14 protein-coding genes and 1 pseudogene are annotated in these 15,033 nt (G+C 59.4%); 8 read left to right on the plus strand and 7 right to left on the minus strand.

Annotated elements, in window-relative coordinates; all coding sequences use genetic code 11:
- Positions 1-4: 4 nt before the first annotated feature.
- Positions 5-945, plus strand: a pseudogene (locus ACK83U_RS10520) (alpha-E domain-containing protein).
- 12 nt (positions 946-957) lie between these two features.
- Positions 958-1,782: a transglutaminase family protein gene (locus ACK83U_RS10525; RefSeq protein WP_112334217.1), complete on the plus strand. Its 825-nt coding sequence runs from the start codon at positions 958-960 to the stop codon at positions 1,780-1,782.
- A gap of 66 nt (positions 1,783-1,848) precedes the next feature.
- Here the strand turns inward: ACK83U_RS10525 and araD are convergent, their stop codons facing one another.
- The 6 genes from araD to chvE form a co-directional block, all read right to left on the minus strand.
- Positions 1,849-3,594, minus strand: a complete 1,746-nt coding sequence (gene araD / locus ACK83U_RS10530) for an L-arabinonate dehydratase (protein ID WP_112411546.1) — start codon at positions 3,592-3,594, stop codon at positions 1,849-1,851.
- Between the two features lie 62 nt (positions 3,595-3,656).
- Positions 3,657-5,090: an aldehyde dehydrogenase family protein gene (locus ACK83U_RS10535; RefSeq protein ID WP_112604662.1), complete on the minus strand. Its 1,434-nt coding sequence runs from the start codon at positions 5,088-5,090 to the stop codon at positions 3,657-3,659.
- 66 nt (positions 5,091-5,156) lie between these two features.
- A complete protein-coding gene (gene araD1 / locus ACK83U_RS10540) occupies positions 5,157-6,155 on the minus strand; it encodes an AraD1 family protein (protein WP_112605599.1) in 999 nt (332 codons plus the stop codon).
- A gap of 116 nt (positions 6,156-6,271) precedes the next feature.
- On the minus strand, positions 6,272-7,480 hold the full coding sequence (gene mmsB / locus ACK83U_RS10545) for a multiple monosaccharide ABC transporter permease (protein ID WP_112334214.1): 1,209 nt from the start codon (positions 7,478-7,480) through the stop codon (positions 6,272-6,274).
- A complete protein-coding gene (mmsA, locus tag ACK83U_RS10550; protein ID WP_112334213.1) occupies positions 7,477-9,015 on the minus strand; it encodes a multiple monosaccharide ABC transporter ATP-binding protein in 1,539 nt (512 codons plus the stop codon). The genes mmsB and mmsA overlap by 4 nt, the downstream gene beginning before the upstream one ends.
- 104 nt (positions 9,016-9,119) lie before the next feature.
- Positions 9,120-10,184 (minus strand): multiple monosaccharide ABC transporter substrate-binding protein, encoded by a 1,065-nt coding sequence (gene chvE / locus ACK83U_RS10555; RefSeq protein WP_112334212.1) that lies wholly within the window; start codon positions 10,182-10,184, stop codon positions 9,120-9,122.
- Between the two features lie 274 nt (positions 10,185-10,458).
- On the opposite strand from chvE, the gene ACK83U_RS10560 reads away from it, so the two are divergent.
- Positions 10,459-11,466: a LysR family transcriptional regulator gene (locus ACK83U_RS10560; protein WP_112334211.1), complete on the plus strand. Its 1,008-nt coding sequence runs from the start codon at positions 10,459-10,461 to the stop codon at positions 11,464-11,466.
- 71 nt (positions 11,467-11,537) lie between these two features.
- Entirely contained in the window at positions 11,538-11,999 is a 462-nt protein-coding gene (locus ACK83U_RS10565) for a hypothetical protein (protein WP_112399161.1), read from the plus strand.
- Here ACK83U_RS10565 and ACK83U_RS10570 read toward each other — a convergent pair whose 3' ends face one another.
- Entirely contained in the window at positions 12,000-12,263 is a 264-nt protein-coding gene (locus tag ACK83U_RS10570; protein WP_112334209.1) for a hypothetical protein, read from the minus strand.
- Between the two features lie 228 nt (positions 12,264-12,491).
- On the opposite strand from ACK83U_RS10570, the gene iolG reads away from it, so the two are divergent.
- From iolG to ACK83U_RS10590, 4 genes are all read left to right on the plus strand, one after another.
- A complete protein-coding gene (iolG, locus tag ACK83U_RS10575; RefSeq protein WP_112604658.1) occupies positions 12,492-13,484 on the plus strand; it encodes an inositol 2-dehydrogenase in 993 nt (330 codons plus the stop codon).
- 153 nt (positions 13,485-13,637) lie between these two features.
- Entirely contained in the window at positions 13,638-13,952 is a 315-nt protein-coding gene (locus tag ACK83U_RS10580; protein WP_112334207.1) for an ArsR/SmtB family transcription factor, read from the plus strand.
- The gene (locus tag ACK83U_RS10585; protein ID WP_112604655.1) at positions 13,949-14,308 is read left to right on the plus strand and encodes an SRPBCC family protein; all 360 of its coding nucleotides are present in this window, start codon (positions 13,949-13,951) and stop codon (positions 14,306-14,308) included. Before ACK83U_RS10580 ends, ACK83U_RS10585 begins: the two co-directional genes overlap by 4 nt.
- Before the next feature lie 45 nt (positions 14,309-14,353).
- Positions 14,354-14,977, plus strand: a complete 624-nt coding sequence (locus ACK83U_RS10590) for an ATP-dependent Clp protease proteolytic subunit (RefSeq protein WP_015340756.1) — start codon at positions 14,354-14,356, stop codon at positions 14,975-14,977.
- Positions 14,978-15,033: the final 56 nt, after the last annotated feature.

Raw genomic sequence — 15,033 nt, forward strand, 5'->3', positions numbered from 1 at the left:
GGACATGCTGGGAAGAACCGCGAATGGCCTCTACTGGATGTTCCGTTACATCGAGCGCGCCGAAAACATAGCCCGCCTGGTCGACGCCGGCCAGCGCATGTCGCTGACCCGCAGCGACGCCGTCGATGATGACTGGGACGGCGTCCTGCAAAGCGCCGGCGTGCGCGAAGCCTACGATGAGGTGCACGACAAGCTGACCGGGACCGACGCGATCGATTATCTGATGCGCGACCGCTCCAATCCATCGAGCGTCATGTCCTGCATCGAATATGGCCGCAACAATGCCCGCATGGTGCGTACGGCGCTGACCCGCGACACCTGGGAAGCGACCAACGAATGCTGGATCGAGCTGAAGTCGCTGCTCGGCAAGAAGCTGAAGACGGCAGAGCTACCGGAGACGATCGACGTCATCAAGCGGCGCGCCGGCTTGATCCGCGGCGCCTTCCACGGCTCGATGCTGCGCAACGAACTGTATAATTTCGCCCGCATCGGCACCTTCATCGAGCGCGCCGATAACACGGCCCGCATCCTCGATGTCAAATATTACGTGCTGCTGCCATCCGTCTCGCATGTCGGCTCCTCGCTCGACAATGCGCAATGGGAGTCGATCCTCAGATCGGTCTCCGCGCACCGGGCCTATAAATGGGCTTACGATCCCGAATATAAGCCGGCCAACATTGCCGACTTCCTGATCCTCAACGGGCAAATGCCGCGCTCGCTTGCCTATTGCTATGAGAAGATCGTCAGCAATATCGGCTATCTCAGCGCCGAACATGAAAAACGGCTACCCGCGCACGATACCGCGGAGGCCATCCGCCAGTCGCTGCAGAAGCTGACGATCAAGCGCATCATGGACCAGGGCCTGCATGGTTCCTCGAGGATTTCGTCGCCCACAACAACAAGCTGGGCGCCGAGATCTCCGACGGCTACCGGTTCTACGAATAGGCGGGCGATATCATGAGACTGACGATCAGCCATATCACGGAATATCGCTACGACGAGCCGGCGCAGTTTTCCCTGCAGCGGCTTCACCTGACGCCGCTGACGGGCGTGGGACAGACGGTTATCGACTGGAAGCTCTCGGTCGAAGGCGCCAAGCCGGAAGTGGAATATGACGACCAGTTCGGCAATCGCGCCACGCTGGTTTCCCTCGACGGGCAGCAGGACGCAACGAAGATCATTGCCTCAGGCGAAGTCGAGACGCAGGACCTCAACGGCGTTGTCGGGCCGCATCAGGGCTTCAGCCCACTCTGGCTCTTCCTGCGGGAATCGCCGCGCACCAAGGCGGGTAAGCTGACGAAGGAACTGCTGCGCAGCGTTTCAGGCGACAACGAACTCGGCAAGATGCATGCGCTGATGAAAGCGATCCACGAGACCGTGGAATACAAGCCAGGCACCAGCAATACGGAGACAACGGCGGAACAGGCACTGGAGGCAAAGAGCGGCGTCTGCCAGGACCATGCGCACATCTTTCTAGCCGGCGCCCGTGCATTGCAGATCCCTGCCCGTTACGTCTCCGGCTACCTGATGATGGAAGGCAAGAACGAGCAGGCTGCTACCCATGCCTGGGCAGAGGCGCATATTGCCGGCCTTGGCTGGGTCGGCTTCGATCCGGCCAACGACGTCTGCCCCGACGCCCGCTACGTCCGCATCGCAACCGGCCTCTGCTATCGCGACGCGGCTCCCGTGTCCGGCATGCGGATCGGCACGCCGGGCGAAACCCTTATGGTCAAGGTAACAGTCGCGACCCAAGGGCAGAGTCAAAGCCAGAGCCAGAGTTAGCGGCTCACAGAAGAAAAAGGGGCGGAACTTTCGCCCCGCCCCCTTTCTTAATTCAAAACACAAATCTTAGTGGCTGTCGCGATTGTTCGGGATTTCCGAGCCGCGCGGGCCGACGAGGAAGTCCAGGTCGGCGCCGGTGTCGGCCTGCATGACCGACTTCACATAGAGACCGCCGTAACCGCCGGTGAGCGGCTTGACCGGGGAAACCCAGGCGGCGCGGCGCTTTGCCAGTTCCTCATCCGAAACCTCAAGCTGGATGGTACGGGCGGGAACGTCGACGGCGATGATGTCACCGTTCTGCACCAGCGCCAGCGGGCCGCCATCGGCAGCTTCCGGAGCCGTGTGCAGGATGACGGTGCCGTAGGCCGTGCCGGACATGCGCGCATCGGAGATGCGGATCATGTCGGTGATGCCCTTCTTCAGCACCTTCGGCGGCAGGCCCATGTTGCCGACTTCGGCCATGCCCGGATAACCCTTCGGACCGCAATACTTCAGCACCATGATGCAGTTCTCGTCGATGTCGAGATCGTCACGGTTGATGCGGGCGTGATAGTCCTCGATGCTTTCGAAGACAACGGCGCGGCCCTTGTGCTGCATCAGATGCGGCGAAGCGGCCGATGGCTTCAAGACGGCACCCTTCGGCGCGAGATTGCCACGCAGGACAGCGATACCGCCCGACTGCGTCAGCGCCTTTTCGCGCGGAACGATAACGTCGTCATTGTAGTTGACGACATCCTTGACGCCTGCCCAGATCGTGTCGCCCGTGACCGTGATGGCGTCCTTATGCAGCAGGCCCATCTCGCCGACTGCCTTGATGACGACGGGCAGACCGCCGGCATAGTAGAACTCTTCCATCAGGTGCTTGCCCGAAGGCTGCAGGTTGACGATGGTCGGCACTTCGCGGCCCAGACGATCCCAATCGTCAAGCGACAGGTCGACGCCGATGCGGCCCGCGAGCGCGAGGAGGTGCAGAACGGCGTTGGTCGAGCCGCCGACGGCGCCGTTGACGCGGATCGCGTTCTCGAATGCTTCCTTGGTCAGAATGTCCGATGGTTTCAGGTCTTCCTTGACCATGTCGACGATGCGGCGGCCTGACAGTTGCGAGATAACACGACGGCGCGCATCGACAGCCGGAATGGCGGCATTGCCGGGCAAGGTCATGCCGAGCGCTTCGGCCATAGACGCCATGGTGGAGGCCGTACCCATCGTCATGCAGCTACCGGCCGAGCGAGCCATGCCCTGTTCCGCATCCATGAATTCATCCAGCGACATCTCGCCGGATTTAACCATTTCCGAGAACTGCCAGATTGCCGTGCCGGAGCCGACATCCTTGCCGCGCCACTTGCCGTTCAGCATCGGGCCGCCGGAAACGAGGATGACCGGAATGTCGACGGAAGCGGCGCCCATCAGCAGGCTCGGCGTGGTCTTGTCGCAACCGCCGAGCAGCACGACGCCATCGACCGGATTGCCGCGGATCGCTTCTTCGACGTCCATGGCAGCGAGGTTACGGAACATCATGGCCGTCGGGCGCAGCGTGCTTTCGCCGACGGAGAAGACCGGGAATTCCACGGGGAAACCGCCCGCCTCGTAGACACCGCGCTTCACACGCTCTGCAAGATCGCGCAGATGCGCGTTGCAGGGCGTCAGTTCCGACCAGGTGTTACAGATGCCGATGATCGGACGTCCGTCGAACGTATCGGCCGGCAGGCCCTGGTTCTTCATCCAGGAGCGATGCATGATCGCATTCTTGCCGGTGCCGCCGAACCAATCGTAGGAGCGCAGCTTGCGCGGCCATTCAGCTTTCTTTTTCATGTCTCAGTACCCTTTGCGTCGCCCAGGCCGCCTCGTTCGCGCCTGGACTTTGAAATCGATGATCAGGCGAGCGTGTAAGCCGTCTTGACGGTGGTGAAGAATTCAGCGGCATATTTGCCCTGCTCGCGCGGACCGAAGGACGAGCCCTTGCGGCCGCCGAACGGCACGTGGAAGTCGACGCCGGCCGTCGGTAGGTTGACCATCACCATACCCGCTTCCGCATTGCGCTTGAAATGCGTCGCATGCTTCAGGCTCGTCGTGGCAATGCCCGAGGACAGGCCGAACGGCGTGTCGTTGGCTGTTGCCAAAGCTTCTTCGTAATCCTTGACGCGGATGACGGAAGCAACCGGGCCGAAGATCTCTTCGCGGCTGATGCGCATCAGGTTCGTCGCTTCGGTGAACAGCGTCGGCTGCAGATAGAAGCCGGGTGTGTCGCGGCTGACGAGTTCGCCGCCGAAGGCAAGCTTGGCGCCTTCCTGTTTCCCAATCTCGATATAATCCGTATCCGTCTTCAGCTGCTTGGCATCGACGACGGGGCCGATATGCGTGCCGGACTTCATGGCGTTATCGACGTTGAGCGTCTTCAGCTTTTCCGTCAGCGCCGCCACGAACCTGTCGTGAATGCCTTCGGTGACGATCAGGCGCGACGAGGCTGTGCAGCGCTGGCCGGTCGAGAAGAAGGCGGAATTGGCAGCCGCTTCGACGGCGACCGTCAGATCAGCATCGTCAAGCACGACCATCGGGTTCTTGCCGCCCATTTCGAGCTGGTACTTACGACCGTGCTCGACGGAGGAAAGCGCGACGCGCTTGCCGGTGCCGACCGAGCCGGTGAAGGTGATACCCGAAAGAACCGGGCTGTCGAGCATAGCTTGACCGACGACCGAGCCCTTGCCCATGACGAGGTTCAACACACCCTTCGGCAGACCGGCGCGGTTCAGAATATCAACGATTGCCCACGAGCAGCCGGGCACGAGATCGGCCGGTTTGAAGACGATGGTGTTGCCGTAGCAGAGCGCCGGCGCGATCTTCCATGCAGGAATGGCGATCGGGAAGTTCCAGGGGGTGATAACGCCGATGACGCCGAGCGGCTCGCGGGTGATCTCGACGCCGATGTTCGGGCGCACGGAAGGAAGCACCTCGCCTGCCAGGCGCAGCGCCTCGCCGGCGAAGAATTCGAAGATCTGCGCGGCGCGGATGGTCTCACCGATCGCTTCCGGCAGCGTCTTGCCCTCTTCGCGGGCGAGCAGCGCGCCGAGTTCATCCTTGCGTGCCAGGATCTCGTCGCCGGCCTTCTTCAGGATCGTGTGGCGCTCCAGAATACCAGAACGCGACCATGCTGGAAAAGCGGCCTTGGCGGCAGCGATCGCATCCGTGACATCCTGCGCGCTTGCGCTCGCATAGAGGCCGACGACCTCGTTCGTATCCGACGGGTTGATGTTCTCGGTGCCGTTCGTCCCCGTCCACTCCCCGGCGATCAAGTTCTGATGAATGGTCATGGCGTCATGCCTTCCTGGATCGTATTGGAAATGCCCGGCCGATCCCTTGCGGCCGGGCTCGATGCATTACAGCTGGCGAACAGCCACTTCTTCCTCGGCATCGATCGCCAGCGGATTGCGCAGCGGCAGGCCGAATTCGCCAACTTCGATTTCAAAGACGTCGCCGACTTCGGGCTTGATGCCTTCCGCGAAGGAAAGCGTCGCCGTGCCGAACATGTGCACATGCACATCGCCGGGAACACGGAAGATACCGTACTTGAAGTGGTGATATTCAAGGTTCGCAAAGGTGTGCGACATGTTCGCTTCGCCCGATAGGAACGGCTTTTCGAAGATTACCTTGTCGCCGCGCTTGATGCGCGACGTGCCGCGAATATCTTCCGGCGCCACACCAACGCGGATTTCCGGGCCGAAGCTTGCCGGACGGAGCTTGGAATGGGCGAGATAGAGATAGTTGATCCGCTCGGTGACGTGATCGGAAAATTCGTTCGAGAGTGCAAAGCCGATACGGAACGGCGTGCCATCCTTGGCAATGACGTAGACACCGGCCATTTCGGGCTCTTCGCCACCGTCGAGCGCGAAGGATGGAGACACGAGTGCCGCACCCGGGGCCGCAGCGCCGTAGCCATTGCCCTTGTAGAACCACTCTGGCTGTACGCCCTTCTCGCCCGCCTTCGGCTTGCCGCCCTCGATGCCCATCTTGAACATCTTCATGGAGTCGGTCAGCGTCTCCTCGGCAGCTTCCGTCGTCTTCTTGTGCATGGAATCGCGCGTGGCAGCGGAGCCAAGATGCGTCAGGCCGGTGCCTGTCAGGTGCAGATGAGCTGCGTCGGGATGCGTGATTGGCGGCAGGAAGTGGCCTTCGGCATAGGCTTTTTCGAGATCGATTGACTCGCCGAGACCATGGGACTCGATGACCGATGCCAGCGACTTGCCGCTATCGGCGGCTTCGATCGCAAGCTTGTAGACGCTGCCGCCATTGACGACGGCCTTGGCAGCTTCGCCGGGTCCATTGCGGACCGCAACGACGATCTCGCCGTTCGAACCCTTGATCTGCGAGATGAGCATGTCTTTCATCCTTTCCTAACAGACAGAGATCGGATGCGTTCTACCGTTCCGGCTCTCAGCGAGAGCCGGACTCTGTCATGGATTTGGTTTTAAAAGCTGAGTTGATCGCTAGACGATCAACCCTTGTTCTTGTTGTAGACGTCGATGAACACGGCAGCGAGCAGCACCGCACCCTTGATCATCTTCTGGGAGTCCGTCTGGTAGCCGAGGATTGACATACCCTGGTTCAAGACACCCATGATCAAGGCGCCGATGACGGCACCCGTTACCTTGCCGACGCCGCCGGAGGCCGAAGCGCCGCCGATGAAGCAGGCCGCGATGACGTCGAGTTCGAGGCCGTCACCGCCCTTTGCGGTTGCCGAATTCAGGCGCGTCGCGATGATGATGCCGGCGATGCTCGCCAGGATGCCCATGTTGATGAAGGTGTAGAAGGTCAGACGGCGGGTATCGATACCCGAAAGCTTCGTCGCCTTCTCATTGCCGCCCATGGCATAGATGCGACGGCCGATCGTGGTGCGCTGTGTGGCGAAGCTGTAGAGCGCGATCAAAAGCAGCATGAGAACCAGAACGTTCGGCAAGCCCCTGTAGGAGGAGATCTGGTAGCCGATAAAGATGGCGGCGGCAGCAACCACCAGATTCTGGGCGACGAAGAAGCTGAACGGCTCGACATCGATACCGTGCTTCTCGTTCACACTGCGGCGACGCCATGACAGGAAGAACATGATGATCGGGATGGCGACCGTCAGCAACATCGATGTCGAATGGATACCGCCCATATCGACGAAATCCGGAATGAAGCCCGTTGCGACGATCTGGAACGCCGGCGGGAACGGACCGATGCTGCTGCCGTTGCCGGTCGTATTGATGATGGTATAGGTCAGGCCGCGGAAAACCAGCATGCCCGACAATGTCACGATGAATGACGGAATGCGGTGATAGGCGATGAAATATCCATGCCAGGCGCCGACCGCGGCACCCATCAGCAGACAAATGACCGTCGCGAGTGCGAGATTCATATGCATTTGCACGACAAGAACGCCGGCGACCGCGCCGACGAAACCGACGACGGAGCCGACGGAAAGATCGATATGGCCGGCCACAATAACAAGCAGCATGCCGAGCGCCATGATGACGATGAACGAGTTCTGCAGCACGATGTTGGTCAGGTTCTGCGGCCTGAACAGAACGCCGTTCGTCAGGTACTGGAACAGCAACATGATGACCACGAGCGCGATCAACATGCCGTATTCGCGGATGTTGTTGCGGATGTGGTCGCCGATGGAAACCACGTGGCTGCTTTCTGTGGCTGGGTTGGCCGAACTCATTGTTGTTTCTCCCCTGAGCGCATGATAGCGCGCATGATGCTCTCCTGGCTTGCCTCTGCCTTCGGCAGTTCGGCGACGATGCGACCTTCGTTCATGACGTAGATGCGGTCGCAGGTGCCGAGAAGCTCGGGCATTTCCGATGAAATCATCAGAACGCCCTTTCCGTCGGCGGCAAGCTGGTTGATGATGGAATAGATTTCGTATTTGGCGCCGACGTCGATACCGCGCGTCGGCTCATCGAGGATCAGCACTTCCGGATCTGAGAACAGCCATTTCGACAGCACTACCTTCTGCTGGTTGCCGCCGGAAAGATTGCCCGCTTCCTGGAAGACGCCGGCCGAACGGATGCGCAGCTTGGAACGATAGTTCGTCGCCACCTGCAGTTCCCGGACGTCATCAATGACGGTCGCCTTGGAAACGCCAAGCAGATTGGCAAGCGTCGTGTTGTGCAGGATGCTGTTGGTCAGAACCAGGCCAAGCTGCTTGCGGTCCTCGGTCACATAGGCAAGACCGGCATCGATCGCCTTGCGCACCGTGCTGGTATCGACCAGCTTGCCGTCAAGGAAGACTTCGCCGCTGATCTTGTGGCCATAGGACTTGCCGAAGACGCTCATGGCGAACTCGGTGCGGCCTGCGCCCATCAGGCCGGCAATGCCGACCACCTCGCCCTTGCGCACATTGATGTTGATATCGTGCAGCACCTGACGATCGCGATGCTGCTGGTGGAAGGCATTCCAGTTCTTCACTTGGAAGATCGTCTCGCCGATCGGCACCGAGCGCGGCGGATAGCGATCCGCCAGCTCACGGCCGACCATGTTGCGAATGATGATGTCTTCGCTGATCTCTTCCTCATGACAGTCCAGCGCCTTCACCGTCATGCCGTCGCGCAACACAGTGATCTGGTCGGCCACCTTCCGCACTTCGTTGAGCTTGTGCGTGATGATGATCGAGGTGATGCCTTGATTGCGGAACTCCATGAGGAGATTGAGCAGCGCATCGGAATCGTTTTCGTTCAGCGATGCCGTCGGCTCGTCGAGAATGAGTAGCTTGACGCTCTTCGATAGAGCCTTGGCGATCTCGACGAGCTGCTGCTTGCCGACACCGATGTCGGTCACGAGCGTGTTCGGAGATTCCTTGAGGCCCACTTTGGAAAGAAGCTGTTTGGTTCGGCTGAAGGTTTCCTGCCAATTGATCATGCCATTGGCGACGACCTCGTTGCCGAGGAAGATGTTTTCGGCGATCGACAGAAGCGGAACGAGCGCCAGCTCCTGGTGAATGATGATGATGCCGATATCTTCGGAATCCCTGATGGTCTTGAACTGACGAACCGCGCCATCGTAATAGATATCGCCGTCGTACGTGCCGGCCGGGTAGACGCCCGACAGCACCTTCATGAGGGTGGATTTGCCGGCTCCGTTTTCGCCGACCAAAGCATGAATCTCGCCCTGACGGACTTTCAAATTCACATTTTCCAAGGCGTTCACACCGGGGAACGACTTGGTTATGTTCCGCATTTCGAGAATGGTATTGTCCATTGTCCGTATCCAACGCCGCGATCAAACATAGCAGACCGCGCGATCGTCTTAAATATCAAAGCCAGGGCTCGCATTGAGCGAGCCCTGACCGCTACGTCGGAAGATTACTTCAGCTGATCAGCCTTGTAGTAACCGCCCTCGACGAGAACCTTCTCGTAGTTGGTCTTGTCGACTGCGACCGGGGTCAGCAGGTAGGACGGAACAACCTTGACACCGTTGTCGTAGGTCTTCGTGTCGTTGACTTCGGGCGTCTTGCCTTCCATCAGCGCGTTGACCATGCCGACTGTGACCTTTGCGAGGTCACGGGTGTCCTTGAAGATCGTCGAGTGCTGCTCGCCAGCGATGATCGACTTCACCGACGGGATTTCGGAGTCCTGACCGGTAACGATCGGGAGCTTTACGCCGCCGGAACCGTAGCCGACGCCCTTGAGCGCGGAGAGGATGCCGATCGATAGGCCGTCATACGGAGACAGAACGGCGTCGACGTGGCTGTCGGTGTAGTAGGCCGACAGCAGGTTGTCCATGCGGGCCTGGGCCGTTGCCGGATCCCAACGCAGCGTACCGACCTTATCCATGCCCATCTGGCCGGACTTTACGACCAGCTTGCCGCTGTCGATGTAGGGCTTCAGGACCGACATTGCGCCGTCATAGAAGAAGAAGGCGTTGTTGTCGTCCGGAGAACCGCCGAACAGCTCGATGTTGAACGGGCCCTTGCCGTCCTTGAGGCCGAGGGCGTCGACGATCGAGTTTGCCTGCAGAACGCCGACCTTGAAGTTGTCGAACGTCGCATAATAGTCGACGTTGCCGCTGTTGCGGATTAGGCGGTCATAGGCGATGACCTTGATGCCGGCATCGTGAGCCTTCTGCAGGACGTCGGACAGCGTGGTGCCGTCGATCGAAGCGATGACGAGGACCTTATCGCCCTTGGTGACCATGTTCTCGATCTGCGAGAGCTGGTTCGGGATATCGTCGTCGCCATACTGAAGGTCGGTGCCGTAACCAGCAGCCTGGAGCTGCTTGACGATGTTGTTGCCGTCATCGATCCAGCGCGCCGAAGCCTTGGTCGGCATGGCGATGCCTACCGTGCCCTTATCCGCCGCGAAGGCAGGTACCACCAGCGTAGCGACGCCGAACGCAGCGCCGGCCATCAATGAGATAATGGATTTCATTACTCTCTCCCTTGTTGTTAAATGCGGCGGACAAAAAATGCCCGCCCGAAACTGCGGCAGGTTCCGTAGATGGAATGATTTACTTCTAATTGTGAGAAACGAAGTAGGTCTCCTCCACGCTCTCACGGTTTATGAGCTGTACCCAGCCCACAATCGGCAAACTCGTACGATTTCGTATAACTGTCAAATAGAATAACTGGCTAAACATATACCAACTTTGGTATAATGTTAAAAAATAGTACTTTTTTGCCGGCGAAGGGGAAAAATGGCCGTTATGGAGAAAATATATAACGATTATTTGAGCGAAGGCATCGAGATTCATTCCGATAATTTTCGCGACGACGCGTTGTTGAAAGCCGGTTTGAAGCTCAATCACCTGCGGATGATCGTCACGATCGAGGATCACGGGCAAATTTCCGCGGCCGCTGAGTCCATGAACATGTCACAACCTGCGGCTTCACGCATGCTCTCAGAAATGGAGTCGATTGTCAAAAGCCCGCTTTACGAGCGTGTTGCCAGGGGCGTCGTTTTGACCCCTTTCGGGCTCGCTTTGGCCAAGCGGGCACGCAAGATCCTACTGGAGCTGCGCGAGGCAGGCCGGGAGCTTGGCGCCTTGCGAACCGGCAGGGGTGGCTCGGTCTTTCTGGGGGCGGTGACCGCGCCGGCAATCAGCCTTGTCGTCCCGGCGATCCAGCGCGTGACGCGCACCTATCCCGGCATAGAGATCAATATCGAAGTCGAGAACAGCAATGTGCTCGCGCGCGAGCTGCTGGCGGCCCGCCATGACTTCATCATCAGCCGCATCCCGGACGATCTCGATCCGCGTCTGTTCACGGCCCATGAGATCGGTGTCGAAAAGGCCTGCCTGGTGGTCCGCAACGGCCATCCACTGCTTGAAAGAGGTGTAGCCAGCCTGCACGATCTGGCCGGTTACGACTGGGTATTCCAACCGCCGGGCACATTGCTTCGCCGCAAGGTGGAAGACATTTTCCTCGCTGCTGGCGTGCCCCTGCCGGAAAATGTCGTCAACACTTCATCCTTGCTGCTGACGCTGGCGGTGGTCTGCAAGACGGACGCGATCGCGCCTATTGCGCTCGACATGGCGCAATTCATCTGCGGGCAGACGTCCCAGGCAGGCGAATCCTCCATCCTGCCGATCGATTTCGATATCGACGTCAGGCCCTACAGTCTCATCACCGCCCGCGAACGCGCCATGCCGCCGAGCGCGCGGCTGCTGCATGACATGATCCTGGAAGAGAGCCGGCATCTCTCGCCGACATGAACGAAGGACCGTTGCCGCCATAAGCTCCACGCCAACTTGCGCTCCTATGAAGCTTGGCGTGGAGGCCACGCATGCTGTTCAAGCAATCATTGTTTCAATCCGTGCTCGATCGCCTCGATAGCGAAGAGGAGCCTGCGGAACAGGAAGAAGCCGCGCACCGCATCCGCGGCCTGAACGTCAGCTTTGCCGCAACTGTGTTGGGCGGTGAGACGCCGGACGCCCATCGGCCAGACGAAGCCTACCGCGACAATCTCGGCGACCCTAACATTCTGCCGGAACCCGAACCCGCTCCGCAAGAACCGGTACTGCCGGTCATGCCCGAGCATCTGGCACGAACATCGCGGGAAGAAGTCGCCACTGAGCTCGCAATCACCTCTGACCTCACGCGCGAAGCCCTGCAGGAAAAACGCCGCAGTTTTGCCAAGGCCAATCACCCCGACAGCGTCGCAGCCCTCTTCCGCGAACAGGCGACAATCCGCATGACGCTCGCCAATCAGCTGATCGACGAAGCCATACGCCGCCTCAGACGATGATTATTTCTTGTCTTCGGAGGGCGGCTCATCATCCTCGGCAGCATCGTCCTGCACTGGCGCATCGCTAGTCGCCGCGGGCGGTTGCGGCTTGAAATTCAAGAGCAGCATCCACGCCGAATAGGCGCCGAGCGCCCCGGACAGCATTGCCCAGAACGGCTGCGAGCCCAGCGTTTCGACGGCTGCCCAGCCAAAGCAGACAGCCACGATGAGAATGCGCACCCAAAGCGGCTTGTAGATGGGATGGCTGGGATCGATCAGTTGCATGGGTCACTTTTGCCTGTTTAAGAAGACATGTCTTTAGCGCATCCTCAGGAAAATTGTGAAGTCGTCCGCATAAAATAAGGTTTCACGTCCGGATTTCGGCTAAGCCGAGAGCCGGAATTTTTCAGAATTGTGAAGTCCAGGCGGCTTGACGCCGCCGCCGGAAGATGGAATGAAAATTCCATAGCAATTGATATTCGGTCCATTTATTCCGAATTCAGGGAGGTAATAATGACTGTCAGATTTGGTCTGCTCGGCGCCGGACGCATCGGCAAAGTGCATGCGAAAGCCGTCAGCGGCGATGCCAACGCCAAGCTCGTCGCCGTCGCGGATGCCTTTCCGGCGGCTGCGGAAGCAATCGCGTCCGCCTATGGCTGCGAAGTCCGCACCATCGAAGCGATCGAAGCCGCCAAGGATATCGATGCCGTCGTCATCTGCACGCCGACGGATACCCATGCCGATCTGATCGAGCGCTTCTCCCGCGCCGGTAAGGCCATCTTCTGCGAAAAGCCTGTCGATCTCGACGTCGCGCGCGTCCAGGCCTGCATCAAGGTCGTCAATGAGACCAAGGGCAAGCTGATGGTCGGCTTCAACCGCCGCTTCGACCCACATTTCATGGCTGTCAAGAAAGCCATCGACGAAGGCCGCATCGGCACGGTCGAAATGGTGACGATCACCTCGCGCGATCCGGGCGCCCCGCCGGTCGATTACATCAAGCGCTCCGGCGGCATCTTCCGCGACATGACGATCCATGATTTCGACATGGCGCGCTTCCTGCTCGGCGAAGAACCGGTTGCCGTCACTGCAACTGCCGCAGTTCTGGTCGACAAGGCAATCGGCGAAGCCGGCGATTACGACAGCGTTTCGGTCATCCTCCAGACGGCATCGGGCAAGCAGGCGATCATCTCCAATTCGCGCCGCGCCACCTACGGCTACGATCAGCGGATCGAAATCCATGGCTCGAAGGGTCTGGTTTCGGCTGAAAACCAACGCCCCTTCTCCATCGAAGTCGCCAACGGCGATGGCTACACCCGCCCGCCGCTGCATGATTTCTTCATGACGCGCTACACCGAAGCCTATGCCAACGAGATCGCAAGCTTCATCGCCGCGATCGAAGAGGGCGCCACCATCACACCATCGGGCGCCGATGGTCTTGCTGCACTGAAGCTGGCGGATGCCGCCTTGCAGTCGGTCAAGGAAGGCCGCCTCGTCAAGATTAACTGAGCCGTCTCCATTCCTCCAGGAATGCGATCCTCCCAAAAGTCCGCCGCGATCTCCATTCGCGGCGGACTTTTTCTTTGGCGCGATCCAGAGCTCACGAAGAGGCTTCGATAAAAACCTCTTGCGAATCACATAAGTACATGCTTATCTGTTGTCATGGTAGAGAATGAGATATTCCGGGCTTTGGCCGATCCGACCCGCCGCGCCATCTTCGAGAAGCTGGCGACAGGCGGCATGAATGCCAGCGCCCTGCGAGACGGTATCGACATCAGCCAGCCGGCCATGTCCCAGCATCTCGCAGTTCTGCGGAGCGCCGGGCTGGTCAGGGAAGAACGACAGGGGCGTTTCGTGAACTACGAAGTCGATCCGGAAGGGCTTGCCCTCATCGCCCAATGGCTGGCGAAATACCGCGCATATTGGCCCGCCCGCATCGAAGCTCTCAAGGTGTTGCTGAAGGATATGGATCAATGAACAATCCCAAGATCCCCGAGCGAAAGAACGGCATCGAGCTGGAATACCAGCTCGACGAACCGCCGCAAAAAGTTTGGCGTGCAATCAGCACCCCTGAGCTTCGTGAAAACTGGCTGCCGCAGGAGGCCTTGGCCAATCCCGAGGCCATATCGGTCACGCCGGGCAAGGAAGTCACCTACAGGCTGCGGGACGATGCAGCGCCCTTCCTCGAAAGCACCGTGACTTTCAAAATATCTTCGAATGCAAACGGCGGCACCAGCCTGCGGATCATCCACGAGCTCGATGACGTTCGGCTTCGCGAAACGGAAAGAACTGCAGCAAACAATAACAGCCTGACCATCATGCGCGCCGCCTGACGGCATCGGCTACACATCAAATCTCAAGAATATGGGAGTTCGCCGATGCGCGAAGCGATGCAACTCGTCCCTATGGTCGTTGAGCAGTCTAGCAGAGGAGAGCGATCTTTCGACATCTACTCCCGCCTGCTACGCGAGAGAATCATCTTCCTGAATGGTGAGGTGAACGACGACGTCTCGGCCCTCGTCTGCGCGCAACTGCTGTTTCTCGAGGCCGAAAATCCCAAGAGACCGATCCACCTTTATATCAATTCGCCCGGTGGCGTCGTAACCAGCGGTCTCGCGATGTATGACACCATGCGTTACGTTCGTGCGCCGGTGCATACGCTTTGCATGGGAACGGCCCGTTCGATGGGCTCCTTCCTCTTGATGTCTGGTCAGCCGGGTGAGCGCACTGCGCTTCCAAATGCCAGCATCCATATTCACCAGCCATTGGGCGGTTTCCAAGGACAGGCATCGGACATCTTTATCCACGCCGAAGAAATGAGGCGAACGAAGCATCGCATGACGCGGCTTTATGCCGAGCATTGCGGACGCTCCTATGAGGAGTTCGAACGCGCCATGGACCGCGATCACTTCATGACGGCGGAAGAGGCTCTGGAATGGGGGCTGATCGACCGTATTCTTCAGGTCCGCGAAGACGAACAGCCTTTGGGCTTGGCGGATTGATTGAGATGACAATCCTGCGGCCAAGCGCAGGGCCACAGCTTGCGGCGCCCTCGCCT

The organism is Rhizobium sp. WW22, from assembly GCF_047041135.1.
GTDB lineage: Bacteria > Pseudomonadota > Alphaproteobacteria > Rhizobiales > Rhizobiaceae > Rhizobium.